General features: G+C 41.1%; 15 protein-coding genes. 7 read left to right on the forward strand and 8 right to left on the reverse strand.

Annotated elements, in window-relative coordinates:
- Positions 1-5 precede the first annotated feature (5 nt).
- Positions 6-2,843 carry an excinuclease ABC subunit UvrA gene (gene uvrA, locus QA601_05050; GenBank protein MDG5814433.1) on the forward strand — a complete coding sequence of 946 codons (2,838 nt, stop codon included), beginning with the start codon at positions 6-8 and terminating at the stop codon, positions 2,841-2,843.
- Between the two features lie 126 nt (positions 2,844-2,969).
- Entirely contained in the window at positions 2,970-3,545 is a 576-nt protein-coding gene (locus tag QA601_05055) for an adenylate kinase (protein MDG5814434.1), read from the forward strand.
- A 39-nt stretch (positions 3,546-3,584) separates the two neighbouring features.
- Here QA601_05055 and QA601_05060 read toward each other — a convergent pair whose 3' ends face one another.
- From QA601_05060 to QA601_05075, 4 genes are all read right to left on the reverse strand, one after another.
- Entirely contained in the window at positions 3,585-4,724 is a 1,140-nt protein-coding gene (locus tag QA601_05060) for a glycosyltransferase (protein MDG5814435.1), read from the reverse strand.
- 15 nt (positions 4,725-4,739) lie between these two features.
- Positions 4,740-6,386, reverse strand: a complete 1,647-nt coding sequence (locus QA601_05065) for an NAD+ synthase (protein ID MDG5814436.1) — start codon at positions 6,384-6,386, stop codon at positions 4,740-4,742.
- A complete protein-coding gene (gene gpmI, locus QA601_05070; protein ID MDG5814437.1) occupies positions 6,383-7,903 on the reverse strand; it encodes a 2,3-bisphosphoglycerate-independent phosphoglycerate mutase in 1,521 nt (506 codons plus the stop codon). The genes QA601_05065 and gpmI overlap by 4 nt, the downstream gene beginning before the upstream one ends.
- A 125-nt stretch (positions 7,904-8,028) precedes the next feature.
- Positions 8,029-9,117 carry a 2-dehydropantoate 2-reductase N-terminal domain-containing protein gene (locus QA601_05075; protein MDG5814438.1) on the reverse strand — a complete coding sequence of 363 codons (1,089 nt, stop codon included), beginning with the start codon at positions 9,115-9,117 and terminating at the stop codon, positions 8,029-8,031.
- 672 nt (positions 9,118-9,789) lie between these two features.
- On the opposite strand from QA601_05075, the gene QA601_05080 reads away from it, so the two are divergent.
- On the forward strand, positions 9,790-11,034 hold the full coding sequence (locus QA601_05080; GenBank protein MDG5814439.1) for an ATP-binding protein: 1,245 nt from the start codon (positions 9,790-9,792) through the stop codon (positions 11,032-11,034).
- A gap of 78 nt (positions 11,035-11,112) precedes the next feature.
- Here the strand turns inward: QA601_05080 and QA601_05085 are convergent, their stop codons facing one another.
- The 3 genes from QA601_05085 to QA601_05095 form a co-directional block, all read right to left on the reverse strand.
- The gene (locus tag QA601_05085) at positions 11,113-13,215 is read right to left on the reverse strand and encodes a DUF5723 family protein (GenBank protein ID MDG5814440.1); all 2,103 of its coding nucleotides are present in this window, start codon (positions 13,213-13,215) and stop codon (positions 11,113-11,115) included.
- A gap of 26 nt (positions 13,216-13,241) precedes the next feature.
- Entirely contained in the window at positions 13,242-15,395 is a 2,154-nt protein-coding gene (locus tag QA601_05090; protein MDG5814441.1) for a hypothetical protein, read from the reverse strand.
- An 89-nt stretch (positions 15,396-15,484) separates the two neighbouring features.
- Entirely contained in the window at positions 15,485-16,147 is a 663-nt protein-coding gene (locus QA601_05095) for a Crp/Fnr family transcriptional regulator (protein ID MDG5814442.1), read from the reverse strand.
- Positions 16,148-16,394: 247 nt separating this feature from the next.
- On the opposite strand from QA601_05095, the gene QA601_05100 reads away from it, so the two are divergent.
- The 3 genes from QA601_05100 (at position 16,395) to QA601_05110 (ending at position 19,971) form a co-directional block, all read left to right on the forward strand.
- A complete protein-coding gene (locus QA601_05100; protein MDG5814443.1) occupies positions 16,395-17,246 on the forward strand; it encodes a 4Fe-4S binding protein in 852 nt (283 codons plus the stop codon).
- Positions 17,247-17,328: 82 nt separating this feature from the next.
- Positions 17,329-18,954: a hydroxylamine reductase gene (gene hcp, locus QA601_05105; protein MDG5814444.1), complete on the forward strand. Its 1,626-nt coding sequence runs from the start codon at positions 17,329-17,331 to the stop codon at positions 18,952-18,954.
- A gap of 255 nt (positions 18,955-19,209) precedes the next feature.
- Positions 19,210-19,971, forward strand: coding sequence for a rhomboid family intramembrane serine protease (locus tag QA601_05110; protein MDG5814445.1), 762 nt, complete (start codon positions 19,210-19,212; stop codon positions 19,969-19,971).
- Between the two features lie 27 nt (positions 19,972-19,998).
- Here the strand turns inward: QA601_05110 and QA601_05115 are convergent, their stop codons facing one another.
- Positions 19,999-22,974: a fused MFS/spermidine synthase gene (locus QA601_05115; protein ID MDG5814446.1), complete on the reverse strand. Its 2,976-nt coding sequence runs from the start codon at positions 22,972-22,974 to the stop codon at positions 19,999-20,001.
- Between the two features lie 270 nt (positions 22,975-23,244).
- On the opposite strand from QA601_05115, the gene QA601_05120 reads away from it, so the two are divergent.
- Positions 23,245-24,546, forward strand: coding sequence for an MFS transporter (locus tag QA601_05120; protein ID MDG5814447.1), 1,302 nt, complete (start codon positions 23,245-23,247; stop codon positions 24,544-24,546).
- Positions 24,547-24,603 lie beyond the last annotated feature (57 nt).

Below are 24,603 nucleotides of genomic sequence, written 5' to 3' on the forward strand. Positions count from 1 at the left end.
CAAAGATGCGCAATATAACCATTAAAGGTGCGCGGGTACACAATTTAAAAAACATCGATGTTACAATACCGCGCAACAGTTTCACCGTAATAACTGGGCTATCCGGTTCAGGTAAATCATCTCTGGCATTTGACACTCTCTACTCAGAGAGTCAGAGAAGGTATGTAGAATCTCTTTCTTCTTACGCACGTCAGTTTCTCGGAGTTATGGAAAAACCCGATGTCGAACAGATTGAAGGGCTTTCTCCGGCTATTGCGATTGAGCAAAAGAGTACAAGCCACAACCCCCGCTCTACGGTAGGCACAATAACTGAAATTCACGACTATCTTAGAATCCTCTTTGCCCGACTTGGCACTGCAACCTGTTTTAATTGTGGCAGAATTATAACAAATCAAACAGTGCAGGAGATCACTGACAAGGTACTAACACTCCCTGAAGGCACCAAATTTCAGATACTCTCACCTATCATTAAAGAGCGTAAAGGTGAACATAAGGAGACCTTAGCTAAACTTCAAAAAGAAGGGTTTCTTAGAATACGGGTGGATGGGGAGATCCTCTCACTGGACGAAGACATTGAGATAGACCCCAAAAGGAAACACACAATTGAGGTTGTCGTTGATCGATTAATTTCAAGACCAGATCTTGGTGGCAGACTTTCTGAATCTTTAGAAACTGCACTTAAAGTAAGTGTAGATAAAACCGTGCTTGTAGACTGTATAGGAGCTGAAACTCTTTTATTCTCAGAGCAAATGAATTGCCCGGTGTGTGGCATCAGCTATGAGGAGATAAGCCCCAGAATGTTCTCTTTTAATAGCCCTACCGGGGCTTGCTCGGAGTGTCATGGGCTTGGTTTTTTGCTTGAAATCGACCCCGAACTTGTTGTTCCGGATAACTCACGTTCCCTTGCTGAAGGTGCTATAGTACCATGGAATGGTGCTAATACAGAAGGAAGTTGGAATTACCAGATACTGCAATCTGTTTGTAAACACTTCAAAATCTCTGTAAACGTACCATTTCAACAACTCACCCCTAAACAGAGAAAAATTTTGCTTTATGGTGCAGGAAAAGAACGCATACCAATTCAATACAAGGCTAAAAATGGTGATAACCAGGCTTCAATGAAACGTAACTTTGAGGGGGTGATACCTAATCTGCTTCGCAGATATCGCGAAACCTCCTCAGAGGAGATACGACGTTGGATAGAAGGGTTTATGACCCAAAAAACCTGTCCGCAGTGTGCAGGAACACGTCTTAAAAAAGAGAGCCTCTCTATCCTGATAAACGACCACAGCATTGCAGATATCAGCAGAATGCCTGTAGAGAGGGCAAGTGAGTTTTTTAAACATTATTCACCTTCTGGTGAAGATCAAAAAATAGCACGTCCGGTACTAAGAGAGATTACCGAGCGACTTACATTTCTTCTCAATGTAGGGCTTGGTTACCTGAATCTTGAGCGCACATCTTCAACTCTCTCGGGTGGTGAAGCACAGAGAATACGTCTGGCTACGCAGATAGGGTCAAGTCTAAGTGGTGTTTTGTATGTTCTTGATGAGCCAAGTATTGGACTACACCCCCGAGATAACAGCAGACTTCTTTCTACACTGGTAGCTCTGCGTGATCTGGAAAATACTGTTGTGGTAATAGAACACGATCTGGAAACAATGCTTGCAGCCGATTATTTGATAGATATAGGCCCCAGGGCAGGGGCACAAGGTGGAGAGCTTATAGCCTGTGGTTCCCCATCACAAGTGGCCCAAAAAAGTAGCTCTCTTACAGGTCAGTACCTGTCCGGAAAACGAAAGATACCCATTCCTCCTACGCGTCGTAGTAATAATAACAGCTTCATTGAAATAAAAGGGGCTTCAGGACACAATCTTAAAGACATTGAAGTGAAAATCCCGCTTAAAAAACTCGTTTGTATAACAGGTGTATCAGGCTCTGGCAAAAGCTCTTTAATAAATCAGACACTGTATCCGGCTATTTCAAAAAAGTTATATCGTTCAAAACGAGTACCTCTTCCCTACAAAATGATAAAGGGGCTTGAAGAAATAGATAAAGTAATCGATATCGACCAGTCCCCGATTGGGAAAACCCCTAGAAGTAATCCTGCCACCTATACTAAAGTTTTTGATCCCATAAGAAACCTTTTTGCTATGCTGCCTGAAAGCAAAATAAGAGGGTATTCCCCCGGACGATTTAGTTTCAATGTTAAGGGAGGACGCTGTGAAGCCTGCGAAGGTGACGGGGTTCTTAAAATTGAAATGCATTTTCTCCCTGATGTTTATGTCCAATGTGAAACGTGTAAAGGAAAACGGTATAACAGAGAAACTCTGGAAGTTCTTTATAAAGGCAAAAGCATTGCTGATGTGCTTGAAATGACTGTCGATGAAGCATTGATATTCTTTGATAAGATCCACACTATAAAAACAAAGCTCTCCTTGTTATCTGAAGTTGGTCTTGGCTATATACATCTGGGCCAACCAGCAAACACCCTCTCTGGAGGAGAAGCACAAAGAATAAAGCTTGCAAGTGAACTGGCCAAAAGAGCTACCGGTAACACTCTATATATTCTTGATGAGCCCACCACAGGACTTCATCTGGAAGACATATTGATGCTCATGAATGTGGTTCAGGAACTTGTTAATAAAGGAAACTCTGTACTGATTATAGAGCATAACCTTGATGTAATTAAATGTGCCGATTATATTATTGACCTGGGGCCTGAAGGAGGGGATAAGGGGGGTACTATAGTTGCAAAAGGTTCACCTGAAGAAATAATTAAAAACGAATCATCTATTACTGGCAAGTACTTAAAACCCTATATCGAAACGACTGTCTCCTGAACTATAAATATAGAGCTGCAGTACAAAATTGGTAAATTTTAACCATTTCATTTTTTTTCTCACCAGAGCTTTAACAACTACTATTTTAAACTTCTGTTATTTTTCACTTAAGAAGGAGGAATACTAATGTCAGGAAAGAATGTAGTTTTGTTTGGCCCTCCAGGAGCAGGAAAAGGCACTCAAGCTGTACGTCTACGCGACCTTCTGGACGTACCCCACATATCTACCGGTGATATGTTTCGCTACCATATTAAAAACGATACTGAGCTTGGCCGTACCGCCAAAGAGTATTCAAACAGTGGTCGCTTAGTTCCGGATGAAGTAACCATCGCAATGGTAAGAGATCGCCTGAGTCAGGCTGATGTAAAAGACGGATTTCTTCTTGATGGATTTCCACGCAGTGTTCCTCAGGCAGAAGCACTCGACAAAATTATTTCAGATCTGGGAATCACCCTTGATCATGTTGTAAATATCAGTGTTCAGGATGAAGAAATCAGAACTCGTCTGGCAAAACGCGCAAGCATTGAAGGACGTGCAGATGATGCAGATCCAGCAGTTATTCAAAACCGTATCGACACCTACAAGCAGCAGAGTGAGCCCTGCCTGAGCTATTACCGTCCAAAAGGTATTGTCCGCGATATTGATGGTATCGGCTCTATTGAAGAAGTTTTTGATCGCATCAAGGCGGTTTTTGAGAAGTAATAATTCTTAGAGAGGGGCATCTTTATCAGCAAGCTGCCCCTACCCCACTTTCCTTCTGAACTTCTGATCTTTCCAACTGAATTTTCCAAAAACACCTGAGAAAACAGCTGCAATAACCACCGGAAGTTGTATAACAGAAGCTGCTAGTATATACCTTCTAAGCTCCTTTTTCCTAAAAATCTTTGTTCCGGGGTAGAGAAGTAACGCTTCTCCAGTCACCTTAACTCCCACCAACCCCACTGTTACCCCCCAAAAGGTGTGATCAATAAAACCAGTCACAAAAAAAGCAGCAATAAACAGATAGAAGAGAAAAACGGTGGAAAGAATAAGTACCTGTGGTAAACAGTAATGCACTGTTTTAGATCCCCAGCGTTTTCTCTGTTCAAACGCTTCGGCTATAGTTGGTGTAGGATTAGTTTCTACGGCTCCGGCCGGATCAGACATAAATTCAACTTTCCATTTGCCACTTTTCCAAATACGTTGAAGCAGAAGATCATCATCACCCGACACGACACATTGAATGTCTTCTCCATACCCACAAAGTGAGCTAAAGACTTCTTTTTTAAATGCAAAGTTGTTAGCATTGGAATTAATAGGAATTCCTGCACCTATTCCAGCAGCAGCAACAATCCCGTGAGAGAGAAAATCTATTGACTGTACACCATAAAAGTGTCTGTTAATGGATTCGTCCTCTTTATAACATGTGATACCCTGAACAAGTCCAGTGTCTTCTGCAAAATAACAGTCTAAAGTATGCAGCCAGGTTTCAGGAACAACACAGTCAGCATCCGTAAAAACAACTATCTCATTTTTTGCCTGTTCTATTCCTTTTGTAACTGCATATTTTTTTGGAGACACCTTATTTGGTGTTTTTTCAACTCTGATCCACCTAAGATTATGATGCGTTTGAGCAATTTTTGTTAATATAAGAGGAGTATTATCAATCGATCGATCATCAATAACAATAATCTCAAACCGTTCTTTGTCAATTGTTTGGGCAAGAACTGAGTCTATACACAGTTGGATATTTTTTTCTTCATTCCTTGCTGCAATGACAACAGAAAAAGAATATCCGGCTGGCTTTGCAGGCTTATTCAGCGTTATAAGCCCTCTTTTTAAAAAAAGTATCACTAAAGAATAACAAATTGCAGGTATAAGCACCACTAAAGGAAGTATCATTCATTCACCACCAAATCACCACTTATAGTTTGAAGCAATTGGGAATCGTCTTCCTGATCCAAATGCCTTTGGTGTAATTTTTAATCCCGGTGGCGCCTGCCTTCTTTTATACTCATTTTTGGATACCGCCTTCGCAATCCAGGATACTGTATCTTGATCTACCCCCTGTTCTGCAATCTCCCTGGTTGCCATACCATCTTCAATTAATTTGTGAAGAATAGAATCGAGTAATGGATAGGGGGGTAACGAATCTTCATCTTTTTGGTCTGGCCTGAGCTCTGCAGACGGAGCTTTTGAAATTGTTGACTGCGGTATCACCTCCCCGTCACAATTTATCTGGTTCGCAAGTTTACAAACCATATCTTTGGGCAAATCGGATATCACACTCAGTCCACCGTTCATATCTCCATAAAGAGTGCTGTAACCAACCGATGCCTCACTCTTATTTCCTGTTGCCAGTAGCATATGACCAAATTTATTTGAAAGTGCCATAAGAAGGGTTCCACGTATACGGGCCTGAAGATTTTCTTCTGCCAAACCTGGATTTGTGCCTGCAAAGAATGGATCAAGTGCTTTAAGAAAGGACGTAAATATTTCTTCAATACCAATCGTGCTGAATTCTATTCCAAGGTTATTTGCAAGTTCCTCTGCATCTTTTATGCTACCCTCTGAAGAGTACCTTGAAGGTAGAGCAATTCCCCATACATTCCCCGCTCCCAAAGCATTTACAGCCAAGGCACAGGTAACAGCAGAATCAATTCCTCCCGAAAGCCCAATCAAAACTTTGCTAAAACCACACTTTCTAACATAATCCCGCAGACCAAGTGTTAGTGCATTGTGCACCGATTTAATGGTATCAAGTCTAGGAAGCGCAGAGGACTTACAAGTATTTTCTGTATCAATAATCTCGACATGTTCATTGAATGCAGCTAATTTTTTACATAAGTCACCAGCATTGTCGAAAAACATACTGTTACCATCAAATATCAATTCATCATTACCCCCAACCTGATTAAGAAAAATAAAGGGTATTTTGTGCGTTGAGGCGTGTTTTTTCATAACAGAACTGCGTAATTCTTCTTTACCAATATAAAAAGGGGATGCGGAAATATTTATAATAACAGAAGCTTTTTTATCTGCAAGTTCTGCAACGGGATTTCTCTTATAGAGCTTCGGTTGAAAAAGTCCGGAATCATTCCAGGCATCTTCACATATACAGATACCAAGATTTTCACCTTTAAAGCAATAGGTACTAATTTCGTCTGCCGAATCGAAGTACCTGCTTTCATCAAAAACATCGTACGTTGGAAGAAGTGATTTGGCTTGAGTAAATAGTATCTTACCATTATGTATAAGAACGGCACAATTCAAGAGGCCCTTACCCGGTGAGATTGGTGACTCCAATACTGTACCGGTTACTATTCCGGTGTTTGGATAGTTACGGGAGAAGTGAACAATTCTATCCAAAATGGAGTAACAATCCCGTATAAACCACCTCTTCTCAAGAAGATCTCTTGGTGGGTACCCCTGAATAAACATTTCAGAAAAGATAATAAGATCAGGTTTTGAAGGTGCTGTATCCTCAAGCACCTTCTCTATAATTGAAGCATTTCCCTCCAGATCACCAACCAAAGGGTTTAACTGACACAGAGCAATTTTCATATTTGTCCCGGAAGTAAAATTGAAGTACCATCCATTTCGACCGGTTTCTCAATACCAAGCATTTCAAGCATTGTGGGAGCGATATCGGAGAGTTTTCCTCCCTCACGCAGCTTTAAATCTCCGTAACCAACGATAGTAAGCGGTACAGGATTAGTAGTGTGAGAAGTCATAGGAGAACCATCCTCAAGAACTATTTGCTCAGCATTGCCATGGTCAGCAGCGAGAATGCAAGCTCCTCCCATAGAGAGTGCAGCTTCCACTACATCATGAACACAAGTGTCAATTGTTTCAACCGCCTTAATGATAGCTTCTTTTATTCCGGTATGTCCTACCATGTCACAGTTTGCAAAATTGCAGATAACCACATCGTGCTGATTGCTTTTTATTGCTTCAACCAGTTTGTCCCTAACCTCAAAAGCGCTCATTTCAGGCTGCAAGTCATAGGTAGCCACTTTAGGACTATTTACCAGTATTCTATCCTCCTTAGGAAAAGGATCGTTGCGCTGACCATTGAAAAAGAAGGTTACGTGAGCATACTTTTCAGTCTCTGCACAACGTAACTGTTTCATTCCACTGCTTGAGAGTACCTCACCTAAAATGTTTTTATTCTCCATTTCAGGAAAGGCTTCCATGAAATTACCGTTATCATAGTAATGGGTCATTGCGATAAAACATTTCACCTGCCGATCAACAGAGAATTCAGCAAATGATGGCTCTACCATTGACTTTGTAAGCTGCCTTGTACGATCGAAACGAAAGTTAAAAAATATAACCGAATCATTTTCCTTTAACCCCTTATAATCAATAACCCTGGGTTTAATGAATTCATCCGTTTCTCCAGCCTTATACGCCTGATCAATTGCTTCACGCCAGTCAGATACATTGGTCCCCTTACCATCCATTATGGCACGATAAGCAAGTTCGGTTCGATCCCAGCGATTGTCCCGGTCCATTGCAAAATACCTTCCAATGACAGTAGCGACTCTTCCCACACCTGCTTTTTCAACTCCCTTTTGGAGTAACTCCATGTGTTTCTGAGCTGATTTGGGCGGTGTATCACGACCATCGGTAATTGCGTGTATCACCACATTTTCCAATCCCTTTTCCTTACAAAGTTCAAGAAGCGCTACACAGTGGCGGGTAACAGCATGTACTCCCTCTTCCTGAATGAGACCAATTAGGTGAAGTGCTCCATCCTTCTCTTTTGCATGATCAATTGCTTTCAAAAAAGCAGAATTAGTATAAAAAGTACCATCAGAAACACTTTTATCAATCTTGGTCAGACTCTGATAAATTGTCCGCCCAGCCCCTATATTAAGATGCCCCACCTCACTGTTTCCCTGGTATCCCTCCGGAAGTCCAGCACTGAGCCCACTTGTTTCAACCAAAGTTGTAGGGTTTTCCTTCTCATAAGTATCGGTGTACGGGGTGTTGGCTGCAAAAATGGCGTCTCCCTGGTCATGTTTACCCCTTCCCCATCCATCTCTCAGTATCAAACAAAGTGGTCTCTTTTTCATAGTAGCTCCTCTATAATTTATTTAAAACGATTCAATGCACTCAGTAAGTCTTATAATATAGCTAAATACACCAAACAGAGCCACTATTACAGTAACCTCACCCCCTCTAAAGACAGAACAAAACGCTACTTACATCCACAACAAAGACACCGGCACTTTCTTCTTTTAGGCCTCAGAAAGCTATAAATAAATACTAACACTCCCACAACCAGATACAACTCTCCCCAGCGCACCCCAATTTTATGACTACCATAAGGCATAGGTTCTTGTTCGCTTTTGAAATATGGATAGAGCATCTCAATAGAAGTTATTTTTGTATCCACACCCCTTATAAGCTCCATAAACTCATCTATTAGCATCTTCATCTCATCTTTTGCAGCAGTTGTATGACCGATTCCACTAATTTCCATAATTTTTGTCGTAGCCGCCTTTTTTAAGAGCAGAACAAAAAGCGGTTCGGGGATAAAAGGAACTACCTTTAAAAGTGAAGGTGCAATTGTGATCCCTTTTTTCTGCAATGCCTTAAAAGCCTCTTTAGTCGCCCTTGATGCAAGAACAAGAGCATCACGCGTGTTCGCCAATCGCTTAGCATCGGTGCCTGTGGCATAAATTGCACCAACAAGCCCCGGAATTAAAAGTGCTACATGAGTTTTGAGCCATGCGTCCATATCCTTTCTTACCTCAACTTTATACCCTGGCATTTTCCCAAGAACATCAGCTACTTTTTTTGTACGATTTCTTATGCATCCATCAATCTCACCCACAGGGATAGTCCATTTAAATTTATCGGTACCCGAAATTACTCTAATCACATGACCTTCTCTCCTTCCTCCCGGTAGCGGAAACCCCACCATTACTCTTTCACTTCCAAGAGCATCAGCAAAGGGCACTGCTCCCAACACATTATTCATCATAAAAAGAAAGGTTTTGACTCTTCTATTTGCAGCAAGCGTAGGAAGAAGTTGCAGTGCTTGATTTTTGCGCATAACTATAATTACAAGCTCATAGTCATCATCAGGCGCAAAACTTGAAACCGTTTTAATGTTACTGTGAATTTCTTCACAGTTTTTGGTATTTCTTATGATTATCCCGAAATCTCTTAAATCCTGCAGTCTCTGTCCCCGAGCCATTACAGTAACATCGTTTTTAGCTTCAATAAGCTTTGCAGCCAAAAGAGAGCCCATTGGTCCAGCTCCTATCAATAGAATCCTCATCTCTTCCTCCTCATTTGTGGGTAAATACGGTACGATAGTGATGAGCAAAAATTACACCTTGGACCACATACCTCAGCGTGGATAAAATAGTCTGACTTTTTTGCTATTTGCGTTAAAATAGTCTGACTTTTTTGCTATTTGCGTTAAAATAGTCTGACTTTTTTGCTATTTGCGTTAAAATAGTCTGACTTTTTTGCTATTTGTGTTAAAATAGTCTGACTTTTTTGCTATTTGTGTTAAATTAGTCTGACTTTTTTGCTATTTGTGTTAAATTAGTCTGACTTTTTTGATATTTGTATTAAATTAGTCTGACTTTTTTGATATTTGTATTAAAATAGTCTGAGTTTTTTGATATTTGTATTAAAATAGTCTGACTTTTTTGATATTTGTATTAAAATAGTCTGACTTTTTTGATATGTCTGACTTTTTTGCTATTTGTGTTAAAATAGTCTGACTTTTTTGCTATTTGTGTTAAATTAGTCTGACTTTTTTGCTATTTGTGTTAAATTAGTCTGACTTTTTTGCTATTTGTGTTAAATTAGTCTGACTTTTTTGCTATTTGTGTTAAATTAGTCTGACTTTTTTGATATTTGTGTTAAATTAGTCTGACTTTTTTGTTATTTTAGTATAAAATAGTCACACAGTACTACAACGTTATCTGGAATTCTAACAATGAATGATAGTTTCTGCGCCCGCTGGTTTTTAAAGAGTATGGATTCACTTCTTAAAAAACCTTATGTTCACATTCTGTTTGGCGCCCGGCAAACAGGCAAAACCAGCATTCTAAAACATCTTACATCGCACTGTTCTCTATGGTATAACCTTGCAGACCCTGAGGAGAGGAATCGTCATATTCTAGATCCGGGAGTTTTTGCCAGGGAATGCAAAAGCTTGCCCTTTAATGGTAAACCTTTACTGGTAGTGGTTGATGAAGCCCAAACTGTTCCTTCTATTTTTGATGCAATTCAGGCTCTCTATGATACTGATAAAACTCGCTGGAGATTTGTTTTATGTGGTAGTTCTGCCAGAAAGCTACGATCCACCGGATCGAATCTGCTTCCCGGGCGTTCTGTGAAACATCACCTCTATCCACTGGTACTTTGTGAACGACCAGCCATAAACAATCCAACTCACTCCTACATTGTACCGTTTCAATGGCATAAAGAACCACATGAGCCACTTTTTCCCGCTACAGACATTGAAGAAAGACTCGCATTCGGTGATTTACCTGGTGTAATATGTTTGCCTCATGAAGATCGTACCGCTATACTCAGATCTTATGCCAGTATTTACCTTGAAGAGGAGATTCGTCGTGAAGCAACAATCAGGGACTGGAATGCTTTTATAAATTTCCTTCGCCTTGCGGCCTCTTACTCCGGAGAAATAATCAACTACTCTGCAATGTCACGGGAAACGGGTATATCTATTACAACCATAAAATCACACTATCAGCTTCTGGAGGATATTTTTGTGGGATTTTCGATACCAGGATATACCGGAAGCACCAGAAAAGCGCTCCTCTCAACACCCAAATTTTTCTTTGTGGATTTAGGCTTACGGCATGCTGCAGCCGGTCTGATACCGGGAGATAATTTAGTGGCAGCAAACCCAGGCCCTGTTTTTGAACACTGGGTCGGTTTAGAGTTATGGAAAAGATTACAGTACCTGCAAGAGGGTAAATTATACTACCTACGTGCGAAGAGTGGTATGGAAATAGACTACATTATAGCTCTGAACGATCAAACGATACCTGTAGAAGTCAAATGGACCAAATCACCTTCAGTTAGTGATGCAAGACATCTAAACTCATTTATCAAAGATACTCCCAATGCATCCCGTGGTTATGTGGTATGTCGCTGCCAGCGACCTCAGGCCCTCAGTGAAACAGTTACAGCCATTCCATGGTGGATGATCTAAACTAGCCTTATAAAAAATAGAAATAAGTTAGGGATAATGAAGCCGGGAAAAATAATCCCCGGCCCATGCACAAGTAGCTTATCGAATATTAGCAGCTCTAACTCTCTTTTTGAGTACAGTCTCCTCTATCCTTAACTCATCAAACTCTCTTTGTGACTCTATTAAGTTAAACTCGACTCTTCGGTTTAGAGCTCTTCCTTCGGCTGTGTTGTTATCTGCAATTGGTTTTTCTAATCCATAGCCGATTGCTACAATATTTGACTCAGGTACACCTTTTGACATTAGATACTCTTTAACAGACATAGCACGTGCAGCTGAAAGCAGTAAATTGTACTCTGCTGCTCCACGGGAATCGGTGTGTCCCTGTATTTCATAACGTAAATGTGGATATTCGATAAGGAAATCAGCAATATAATCAAGACCAGCAAATGAAGCTGAAACCAACTCAGAGCTATTAGTTTTGAAATTAACATTTCTCAAGTTTGTATTTAACTCTTCGGTTTCCTGCTCGGTTGGCATGACAAACTCTTCTATTTCAGGCTCCGGTTCGGGTTCTGGTTCCGGCTCTGGCTCCGGTACAGCTTCTGGTTCCGGTTCAGGTAGAACTTCAGGTCCCGACTCCATCTCTGGTTCTGGTTGCGGGGCAGGCCTTGGCTCCGGTAGCGGCTCAGGAGCGGGTAGAGGTTCAGGTACACAACACTCTTTTCTATGTCCCCAGTTAATTGTTAACCCGCCAGCGATTTCACTTCCCCGTTCGGGGTTAAAGTAAGCTGTTCCGATAGCTTTATAGGACAAATCGAGTGAAAAATGTCTGAAATTTAACCCCAAGCCAAATGCAGATGCAAGGCGTTCGGAGCCACCAAAAACAAATCCTACCCGAAGAGGCAAAAAGCCTCTCATTGACCCTATTTCACCTCCCAGAGACAAACGAGGAATGTAAGATCTTCCGGGACCCAATAAAATCTGTTGCTGATAGTTTGCCCCCACTGTTGCATGATCAACATTAAATGGGTTATCGTGACGGCTCCTGGTGGTAAAATCCCAAGTGCTTGAATATCCTAAATCAAAGGACATTGGCAAATAGGTTATTATCATATCCCCAGACTCGAGAGTTTCGGTACCATCTGAAATATAGTCTTCAGGATCGTCTCCTCCCAGATTTTCAACACCTGAAACGACTCTTTGCAGATCACTCTCTTTTCTTATACTGTAAGTTACTTCTTTTACATCTCTTCCCCACATAATCATTCCAATATCTCTAATACCTAAGGCTACAGAATGATTATCATTATAGAAAATTCCGCCCAAATCAAAGCCAAACCCGTGTCCATAAGCTTTGGGGATAGAAGAATTTTCAAAGGGGTTGTTGAAATCCCAGGGTCCACTAAATCCCATCCCGGTGGTTTGGATATGAATATCACCATGAAAATCAATTTCCGATGAAGCTGAATCTACAAAAATACGACTATCGTCTGAAGACTCAGCCAAAAGTAAAGAATGCCCCATGATGTATCTCACGCCAAAACCCAAAGCGGCACAATCCAGTTTTAAAAGATCATGAATTCGTGGTAGCGACACTGGTAAACCAAACTGAAAAGAAAACTCTGTGAGCCAGGAAGTATGCTGATTAATACCGGAAAAATCAAGCTCATTACCTTTTCTTACTCCATCAGTTGCTGAATAAATGAGCATAAGTGGGCCACCCGGGATTGTAAGCTCTTCCTCCAGGCGCGTAGAAACATCAAACGCAAAGCGTCTATGTGCAAATGAAAACAGGTTCGTTTCAGCAGCCCCGTATACAGTGAAGCCATTTTTTAAGCCTCTTGTAAGCAACTCACTGACTTTTTCAGGCCCCATATCACTATCGATACCAAAGCTGTTTTTAAAGATTGTAGATTTGAGCTGAGAGATTCCTCTACGATTATCCACCCAGTATTCATTGAATGGCGAAAGGGATAAAACATCACTCCACAAAGTGACTCCGACATTGCCAAGAGATACCCCGCCGTTAGGTGGGCGGGATATAGCAAGCAAAGCCGGGTTATGGTATGAGGCATCAATGGCAACACCTGAAACATTTCTGCTCTGGGTATTTCCCACACTTCGGGGATTGTTGTCGATTGATGCAAAAATTGTAAAACTAAAAAGGAAAACTAGTAGAATTTTTTTGTGAATACTCATCACTTTACCTTTATTGATTTTCCAGCTCACCAGATTATTAATGAGTCACTATTGTTAACGCCTCTTAGATAAATCCATGAATTTATATGAATGTAATCTTCCACATGAATTGCATCAGCAGGTGTTTGTTTCTTAAAAATTTTCTGCCACCTTACAGAACAGGTGTCAGACTGTAACATTCGCTCAAGTTGTTTATCACTAAGAGTGATTGAAAAAGAACTGCTTTGGCTCCTTGGGGGCAAATAGATACCCTGCTCACCTAAAAGATTCACAAATCCCCTGGAGTAAGCCAATTCAGAATCTGCAACCAATTCACTTACTTCATTGTTACTGAGACTGTCCAGTTCAGGTAGCTTTTCCTGCGGTGCCAAAATAGCAAACAGTTGGGCACTCAGATTGGTATTATTTTCTAAACTCGTCTCAAATTCAGCCTCTCTTTGCTCCATTTTTCTAAAAGCTCTCATGGCAGCAGGTACAGAGAATGTATCAGTCCCCAGATCAATTGCAAACTCATCAATTACTTTCCATTTTAGTAATGCATCAATGCTGTATTTCAGTTCAGTCGCTATCTCAACTTTTCCTGCCAGGTTTTCATCCCATGCAACTTCATTAACATTGTTTACGTTACGAAGCCGAGTCCCCTCCGGCATACTTATACCGACAATTACTGCTGCGGTATCCGGAAACTGATTTGCTACATCTGTTAAATCAATTTCCCGTGTATATGTTTCTTCACTTCTTACAGAGTACAGTTTGGTTTCAGTATAGCTTACCACATCAGGGCTTTTAGGGTCAAATACAGAAAAGGTGACATTTAGAGTATCGATAAAGGTTCTTTCAGTCATTGAAGGACTAATCTGTGCCAGTGATGATACATCAGTTAGTATTAACCTGCCTACAAGAGAGTCACTATTTTCGCTCAGGGGTGGCATAGAGATTTCAATAAACTGAGTGTCTAATATGGGTTCTGGTGAATTCATTACTTTGGCCCCAAATTCCTGATAAATAAGGGAAGGGGCTAAAATCTCAAATATAAGTGTATCGCCCTCACTTACATCAACTCTGCGATTTTCGCTTGCAAAAGAAACTCCGTATTCAATGGAAGTCATAGTTGCACCTGCCAGAGTATCCCAATGTGGAAACATCCTTATCCCGGATACATCAATGCTTTCTATTTCTCCCTTTGCACGGGAGTTAATGGTTGCTGCGGCAAGTTTCCCTCTGTGGAATGTACTGTCCAAAGCCCGGTCTTTTAGATCTGTAAGTGAAAAAAGGTCATTATCATTACTGTACTCTGTTAACCACAAGTTTTGATGGTGTCCATCAATTTGTAAATTCAGATCTGTGCTATTATCAAAAAGGTAATTGAACGTTCCAGAATGTACATCAATATATTCCATGAAGATGTCATCAGTGATTCTGTAATCAAAGGAAAAAGTCTGGGAGTAGTTTTTAAGCAGTTGGTCATTTCCTGAATACTTAGATGCTAAAAGACCATCAAAATCAAATTCTACCACTACCCCTTCTCCAAACAAACTGTCTTCAGCAGTTTGAGCCTGTAGAGTTATTTCGATTTCTGATAGCATCTCCTGTCCGGCCACATCAAACTGTACAGTGCCGTGTGAACCCTGAGCGATTGTCCCAAGATGTTGCTGTCCCAAATCTCCAAGCCCGACATACACATTACTAAGCTCAGTTGTAAAATTATTGTATACTCTGACATTTAGATCGTTACTGTTTTCATGGAACAATATACTCTCCACAGCCGGAATCGGCGATCGTTTAGGTCCCATATTTATATTTGTATCTTCTACAACTGCTTCCGAACGAGAAAATCCAGTTTCTACTTTTAACCAATCAGAGAGCGTAAGTGGTCCCAGAATCTCTTTATACCTTTTCGGTTCAGGTCTGTCCTGAGTTATCTCAAAATCTGCACTATCATCTCTTTCTATGGAGAAAGCCAGCGTACTATCTTCTGTTATAAGTCTTACCTTTTCACTGTCATATCTTGCAAGCACCTGATCTTCCACAAAATATTTTTTGTTTGTGATGGGCAGATCAAAAGCAGACAACCATTCCAAAGGCTCATTGACCGGGTTTATGCACCCAAGCAGAAGCACATTAAGCGCTAAAACAATTCCAAAAAATATTCCTGTCGAGGCCCTTAATCCTCTTACCATCTTTTCCCCCGTATACGGTTGATCACTCGATATAAACAGCTTTAGCTTATTTAATTTAAAACCTACTCATAGAAATGTCAAACGGTCTTCTATTCGTTTCTTTTTCGCCACTTATCCCAAAACCCTTCAACTATAGTAATTTGTGGTCCCTCAAGCTGTATTTTCCCCTCCTTGTTTAGCCTTGCAAGAAGCCGGGAGTACGTTTCTGGAGTGGCACCGATTGCAGCAGCAAGGCTTTTCTTTGACATTCCTACAGCAATTCTGTTTTTCATACCATAGTGTTCTTCTATGAACATAAAAAAGCGCTCTTCAACATCATGCATAGTAAGGAAACGTATTCTCTCAGCAAGATATCGTTGCTTGCGCATGAGCATGGCAATGAAATCATTTCTGAAATCTTTCTTTTCCAACAGAAGATAGAATTGTTGCTTAGGTATTATAAACAACACCCCATCCATTAGAGTTGTTGCAGTAACTGGATATGTATCCTGCTCAAAAAGAACCACTTCTGCAAAAGGCTCACCGGGTTGAATAATCTTTATCACAATCTCTCTGCCATCAGGAGTGCTTTTGTAAAGACCAACAGACCCACTTGCTAAAAGGTAAAACCCGTAACCCTTGTCACCTTCCCGAAACAGTACCTCTTTTTTCACAATCTTTTTGGGTATGCATATATCTGCAAGCTGCTCTTTGCTGCTTTTGCTAACACCCTGAAAAAAGGCAGATCTATCGATAAATGCATAAATATCCAAAATTTAACCTCGACTCTCGGTTTTCTTGCAGCAAAATCACCTCGTAATAACTTCCAATATAAATAACGTGTATAAAAACAGCAGAAATAAGTTCTTTTTTTGTGCTTTCAGGGCTCCAACAGGGAAGATTTTTGCTTGTTCACATGAAAAATGCACTTTTCTTGATGCAGATCAATTTTTTTAGAGCCAGATAAACGCATATTTATAAAAAGAGCAACGGGGCAGTTCCAAAATGAAAGGGTAGATCATGAAAAGAAAAGTCGTAAACATCGATCAGGAAAAGTGTAACGGATGTGGATTATGTGTCCCTAACTGTGCCGAAGGAGCAATACAGATTATTGATGGTAAGGCAAGGCTACTTGGAGATCTCTTCTGTGATGGACTGGGAGCCTGTCTGGGCCATTGTCCTCTGGATGCAATATCTATAGAAGAGCGTGAAGCTGAGCCCTATGATGAGCGCAAAGTGATGGAAAACATCGTTGAGCAAGGACCAGCAGTAATAAAGGCTCATATAAAACACATGAAAGATCATAATGAAATGCAATACTATCGTCAGGCGATTGAATATTTGAAAGAAAATAACATAGACATCGATTTAGAAGAGATCGATGGAGAGGAGAAAAAAATGAACAGTAATTCCGGTGGCGGCTGCCCAGGATCAAGGGCAATGAATTTCTCTGCAGAGCAGAAAGCAAAAGAGGAAAGCGGAAGCCGTGATTCACATCTTACTCATTGGCCCATTCAGCTTCACCTTATATCACCAGCTGCACCGCATTACAAAAATGCCGATCTTCTTCTTGCAGCAGACTGTGTAGCTTTTTCTATGGGTGATTTTCATAAAGATTACCTCAAAGATAAAAAATTGACTATTGCCTGCCCAAAACTCGATGATGGACAGGAGATGTATGTAGAAAAACTCGCGTCTCTTATAGATGATGCTAAGATTAACACACTCACAGTTATGATTATGCAGGTCCCTTGTTGCAGTGGTCTTTTAAGAGTAGCTAAGGCAGCAACAGAGAAGGCTGAAAGGAAAGTTCCTATAAAGGCTGTTGTGGTAGGAATACAAGGTGAAATTTTAAAGGAAGAGTGGGTATAGAGTGGACACAAAAACAAAAGACAGTTTTTTCAGCAAATTTAAAAACCTTTTATCATTCAACAAGTCGGAGGAGAATATGAGTATGTTTTGTTTTCAATGCGAACAGGCTGCAAAGGGTACCGGATGTGACAAAGCTGGTGTTTGTGGAAAACAGCCGCAAGCTGCATCACTACAGGATCTGATTGTCTATCAACTAAAGGGCATTGGATTCCTAGCCAACAGTCTTCGCACAAAAGGCATAAAAGTTAGTGATGCAGATCAGTACACAGTTGAGGCACTGTTTACTACTGTAACCAACGTTAATTTTGATTCAGAAAGTCTCTCAGCAGTTATACGCCAGGGTGGCACGATGCGCGAGCAACTATTAACTCTGTACAAAGAGCATGTTGATTCAGACCTTTCATCTGTTCCTGAATCAGCCAGGTTCACACTTGCCAACACCGATGTGGAACTTATGTCTCAGGGCGCCGAGCACGGAATCCCCTCAACTCACCACAATGAAGACATTCGCTCTGTTCAGCAGCTGCTTACATATGGATTAAAGGGAATGGCAGCGTATGCAGATCATGCTCAGATACTTGGAAAAACCGATGATTCTATCTTTGCCTTTTTCCACGAAGCCCTCTCCTACCTCAATGAAAAAGAGCCTGAGTTGGAAAATCTTGTTGCGCTCAATATGAAATGTGGTGAAGTTAATATTAAAGCAATGGAAATCTTAGATGAAGCACATACTACCAGATATGGTCATCCAGAGCCAACTTCTGTTTCGACCTCATGGAAAAAGGGCCCTGCAATTGTTGTCACCGGTCATGATCTTCTTGATCTGGAAGAACTTCTCAAGCAAACTGAAGGTACCGGTGTAAACGTGTATACTCATGGCGAAATGCTCCCGGCTCACGGATATCCCGAACTTCGCAAGTACAAACATCTGGCTGGTCATTTTGGAACAGCATGGCAAAATCAGCAAAAAGAGTTTGATGGTGTTCCTGCAGCATTCCTTTTCACCACCAACTGTATTCAAAAGCCGCTGGCAGGGTATGCTGACCAGGTTTTCACAACCGGACTTGTGGCCTGGCCCAATATTAAACACGTTGGCAAACATGATTTCAAACAGATAATCGAAAAGGCCAAATCTCTTGGTGGATTACCTGAAAAAGAGGGACATTCGCTGATGACCGGTTTTGGTAGAAATGCGGTTTTAGGTGTTGCTGACAAGGTAATTGAAGGTGTTAAGGGTGGTGATATCCGGCATTTCTTTTTAGTTGGTGGTTGTGATGGAGCCAAACCCGGACGTAACTACTATACCGACCTTGCACAAGAAATACCCAAGGACTGCGTTATCCTTACACTTGCATGTGGTAAATTTCGTTTTAATCATCTTGATTTCGGTACTATTGGCGGCATCCCACGTCTTCTCGATGTTGGACAGTGTAATGACGCCTACTCTGCTGTAAAGATTGCTCAGGCTCTCGCCGAGGCATTTGGTGTAGGTGTTAATGAACTTCCACTGTCACTTATTCTCTCCTGGTATGAGCAAAAAGCAGTAGTTATACTTCTTTCTCTCCTTGCTCTTGGTATAAAGGGGATAAGGATTGGACCAAGCCTTCCGGCTTTCATTACCCCCAATATCCTCAACTTCCTGGTTGAGCAGTTTAATATTAAGCCAATCAGTACTGTTGAAGAGGACCTGAGTGCAATTCTTGCTTAATTGAGTACATATTCTTCTCTGTTTAAGGCTCTGTCAAAATAAGGCAGGGCCTTTTTTTATACCACAGAAACAGTTCTCGCCCCGTTTGGACGATAGTATAAGGTTTAACAACCGAAGGTGATTCAAGGTCGGTTTTTTGCTCACCGCTTCCATCCCCCATTAACTAAGCCCCAAAATGAATGTGCACGGTTTTTGATACTCACTATTTGTGGTAATGTATTTAACTGTTTAAAACTAAACCACAGAGTAAAATCTATGTTTCCTCTCAGAGATGAAAATCCTACGTTTCGTACTTCAATGATTACCTTTATAATCATTGCTCTGAATGTGGTCGTATGGGTGTTTTTTCAGGGGATGGGGTCAGAACCGGCTTTGAGTCGCTCGGTGTGTGAGTTTGGTGCCATTCCAGGTGAGCTTCTGGGGACGGTGCAGGAGGGTACCCGAGTTCCCATTTCCAGAAATGCCATGTGTGTTATTGGCGAATCGAAATGGATTACACTCTTTACCTCAATGTTTCTTCATGGGGGATGGCTTCATCTGATTGGTAATATGTGGTTTTTGTATGTATTTGGAGACAATATAGAAGATTCGATGGGAAGAGTTCGGTTTCTGTTTTTTTATCTGTTATGTGGATTTGCGGCTTCTTTGTTGCAGATTTTTACCCACATCGAGAGTCCGGTGCCAATGGTAGGAGCATCGGGGGCGATAAGCGGAGTTATGGGAGCGTATGCTGTGCTTTATCCCAAAGCTCCAGTGCATATGCTTGTGTTTCTTGGCTTTTTTATCACCAAAATTAAAATTCCTGCATATCTGCTTCTTGGTTACTGGTTTATAATACAGTTTTTAAGTGCACTTCCGGCTCTCAGTGGTGATGGCGGTGGTGGTGGAGTAGCATTTTGGGCCCATGTTGGGGGCTTTGTAAGTGGACTTGGTTTGATTTTTCTTTTTAGAAATAAGGATATAGTCCATCTTCACCGCGAGGCTGTTGAGAAGCGATGGGACTGGAATCAGAGTTAACCAATGCTGTTTTTTTTTAGCAGTATCTTATTGGTTCTCTTCCATGCCCAAAAGAGCGACCTCCCTGGCAAGTCTCACCACCACGTTAGCGTTATTTCTGTTTTGAAAGCGACTCCAGGCTTCTTCGACCCCATGGTAATCTTGTATTAAATGTGAGGATATAAAAAGAGAAGCGAGCAGGATCCTGCTACTATAGGTATCAGCGATTGTTCCGGTGGGGATCAAAATACGTGCTGCTTCATTCAAAGCCTCCATATCATAGTAGCACAATGCCTGTAAAAGATCAACCCATGTTTGCTCCTGAGGCGTCAGTTTTAATTTTGAGATCTTTTCCTCTATTACATCCCACAAAGCACGCATCTCGGAAACCGAAAGATAGGGCAGTGTTTTCTCCAGAATAGAAACCACAGAGTTTTGAATCTGAGTAAAAGTAGTTACTTCGGGGTTAGAGTAAGCAAGATCAAGCATTTGGATATCTGAAGTATAATCATTTACAGTGGTGACAATGAAATCCGACCCATAAACAAGTGAGCTGTATAGATCTTTTGCGTTATATATTTCTCTTAGGTTATTCACATCAGGAAAGTTTCTGTAAAGCTCGAAATCAATATAACTTGTATCCCATTCAATATATTTCCTAACCGGCACTATGGCATTTCTAATGTGATCCAACTCCTCTACATGGCTTCCCATATACCTGTGTTTCACTGCGTAAAGATCAACAAAGGGGTGAAAATCGGAATTTGCCATATAAGGATACGATTGGATCAGCGGATCCATGACTTTGTGACCAGCAAATCGAATCAGTCTTATATCATCGATCGATTTAAAACCCATTGATTGTAAGCTTTGAGCAAGTCCATCGATTTCAAATACATCCCTTTTTACACTTATATCTGCTTCAGGGTCGGGGCTGGCTACTATGATATAATCACTTCCTGTAGCATACAGATCGTAGTTAGGGAAACTTTCATTCATGGCTTTTAGAATTGAGGTAATAATCGAGATATCACATTCATACTTATGAAACCACTGTACCAGGATTCCGTCTTCATTGATATAGTTTTTTATGTGTTTGAAAAACTCACGTGAAAAAAGTCCCGATACTCCGCTTACCCAGGGATTAGATGGCTCAGATATAATGATATCGTACTTTTTATTTCGTGCGGCAAAAAAGCTCTTCGCGTCTTCTATATGAATTTCACACCGCTCATCGGTAAAGGTATTGGCGACCCTTTCCCCCATTCTACGTGCAGCTCGTACCATCTCTGGTTCGATCTCAATCACATCAACCTGTTCATACTGCTGGTCGTAGAGCAGAAAATGGCTGGTCATTCCCGCACCAAGTCCGATAACCGCGGCATTTTTCGCATTTTCAACAACGGTCATGGGAATAACACCCAGCATAGCCATCGTATACTCATCACTGCTGTGACTCTCTATGCCTATACTTGCATCTGGTTTACCGTTTGTTGAGAGAACATAGTTTGATGCAGTTCTAAACAGGGAAACCGATGCAGTTCTTCCATCTCTGTGGGATAGGATGTCTTTGTTTCTGGATATGCTGCCATATCTAAAAACACCTGAAGCCATTAGTACCGGATCGATGTGACCAAATGCAAGAGTGACAAACACTATCACTACACACACAGGTGAAACTGCGGTCTTAAGATTGCTAAACCTGGTTTCGGCAAACGTATACAGAATAAGCAGCCCTATAGCAATATCCAACGTTCCACCAATGGAGATCATCAACTTAAGACCAAAAAGTGGCATTAAAATCCACACCGCAAGCACTATCCCCACAATACCACCAAAAGTATTTAATGAGTACACTTTTCCGATAGCCTGCTCGCCAAAACCCTTTTTGTAGAGGATATGAGTAATAAGTGGGATCACCATTCCTGCGCAAATGGTTGAAGGCAGCATTATAGCCATGCAGATAAAATGAGAGATGATATTATACAATAGATATCCCTGTTCATTTCTTTCAAGAGCATTCATTGTAAACTGCATAAACTCAAACATGTTACCATAAACAAATATGGTCATCAAAGCTGAGCTCCCCATAATTATTTGCACTATTCCCAAAAACCTGGGGACATTTTTAATCCTATCGATTCTATTTCTTACAAAGAAACTTCCCAGAGCTATACCAAGAATAAAGGCACTGAGCATGAGCTCAAAAGCATGAGTTGAGCTGCCAAGTACCAGGCTTAGCATCCTGATCCAACCTATTTCGTAGATAAATGATGCTGTAGCAGTAAGACTTGAGATCAAAAGTAAGGGTATATAATACCCTTTTTTTGCGTTAAGTGAAGGTATTTCAAACGGTACATCCTCATTTATACCTTTTTCAGGTTTTTCGACCATTTCTGTACTTTTTACACTTTTTCGGCATAAGTAGAAAACCATCAGCCCGACAAAAATATCAAGGATTCCACCGGTGACGATCGCGCCTCTGAGTCCGTACCGTTCAACCAGGAAAAAGCCGCTCCACAATACCCCAAGTGAAGCTCCAAGTGTATTCACAAAATATATTACCGATATTTTATAACCACTAAGCCCGGGAAAACGACGTACTATACCCGCTGCCATAAAAGGAAATGTGGCACCCAGAAGAATGGACTGGGGAAGAATTATCAGCGATGCTGTAATCCACTTATAAACAGAAATAAGAAAGGATGAATTGAGAGAAGGAATTATATGATCAAAAGACACACTTAAATAGGTGATAAAAACATTGTGAAACAGTAAAGCCATTATTCCAAGTGAAACTTCTATCAGGGCAAAGGCGGCAAGAAGGTTTTTAATGCGCACCATTTTCATACTGGCGATCCATGACCCTAAAGCCATTCCACCCATATATATAACCAGCACAAGGGTCTGTGAATAAGCTGCATGTCCCAGAAAAAGTTTTAAGTACTGAGACCAAATAGATTCATATATGAGCCCTGAAATTCCGGATACAAAAAATAGCGCAAAGTAGAGGTATATGAGCATAGTGCCAAGCCTGTCTTAAAATACAAATAAAGTTGTTGTCATAAGAAGTTACTGAAGGGTTGATACTGAAAGAGTAATCTGGTATTTTCTCCAATTTCATTTCTACATAATTTTGTTTTAGAATATATGGTTCGCCAGAGCGTAAATGCAAGTTAATGGCCTTGCATTTGCATAGAAAGTGTGTGAGTTTGATGCAGCTTATCCCGATTTTCTCAATTCATTTAACTACTAACATTCCAACCATATGAGCAAACAACCTATCTAAACACTATGGACAACAAAATTCTAACAGAAGGTGCAGTAGCAAAGATAAACGGAGTACCAGTGCTTCTAATCAGTGTAGCGATACTGGTGTTAGGTACTAACCTTCAGAGTACTCTTCTTGGGGTTCGGGCTGGCATTGAAGGGATAACCGACAGCAGCATCGGTATGATGATGTCAACATACTATGTAGGGTTTGTGCTTGGTTCACTTCTTCTGCCGCGTCTGATTAGCTCGGTTGGCCATATCCGCACCTATGCTGCTTTAGCCTCCACCGCTTCTGCACTAACACTTGCCTATATCCTTATTATTACAGTTCCATTCTGGGTATTGCTGAGGTTTTTTCACGGCCTGTGTTATGCCGGAATGATACTAGTAATCGAAAGCTGGCTCAATCGTTGTGCGGATAAAAAAAACAGAGGAAGACTTCTTGCAACCTATGGACTGGTATTCTGGGGCTGCTCTGCACTCAGTCAGATGCTTCTCCCTCTTGCTTCACCTGAAGGGTTTGTACTGTTTTGTCTGGTTTCAATTCTTGTATCGCTTGCAATGGTTCCTCTTACTCTTGCTCCTTCAAAAGACCCTGTTTCGGTGTTTTCTAAAAAGACTGAGTTTAGACAGTTACAGGGTATTTCACCCATCGGGGTACTGGGGGTATTTGTGAGCGGGTTGTGTATGGGCAGCGTTTATGGCATGGGGCCTGTTTTTGCACACAACATAGATCTGAGCACAGAACAGATTTCATTGTTCATGTTTGCTATTATGGGTGGAACAATGATCTCTCAGTGGCCCCTTGGAAAATTAAGTGATAAAGTCGACAGAAGGCTGGTTATTTTATTCACCCTTTTGGGTGCAGGTGTAATAAGTATGCTGATAGGATTGCAGAACGACCTTAGCGTTAACGTAGTGTTAATCATGGCACTGATGTATGGTGCTCTGGCTTTTCCTCTTTACTCTATCAGCGTGGCGCATGTTAACGATCTGGTGTCTCCTGAAGAGAGTGTGGGAACAGCCGCAACCCTGATACTTATCCAGGGTATAGGCTCTGCTATCGGCCCTTCAATGGCTGGATTTGTTATGGGCAATATCGGAGCACATGGGCTCTTTATCTTTGTGGGATCGGTAATGCTTTCTGCATCAGTTCTAACCGTAGTTATTATTCCTCATAGAAAAAGCGTTTCTGGTAAGATTAAACGGGGATTTACAGTTATACCCAGGGTCAGTTATGTATTACTTCATACTCATTCAAAGCGTAAATCAAAACAAAAACGCCCAAAGGTCCCGAAGGACAGGTCTCATATCGGGAAATAAAACCACCAAACCGACACCCTGGGTGTCCTATGTGCGGCGGGACTGGCACAAGGCCAG

It is taken from the genome of Chitinispirillales bacterium ANBcel5 (assembly GCA_029688955.1).
Lineage (GTDB): Bacteria > Fibrobacterota > Chitinivibrionia > Chitinivibrionales > Chitinispirillaceae > Cellulosispirillum > Cellulosispirillum alkaliphilum.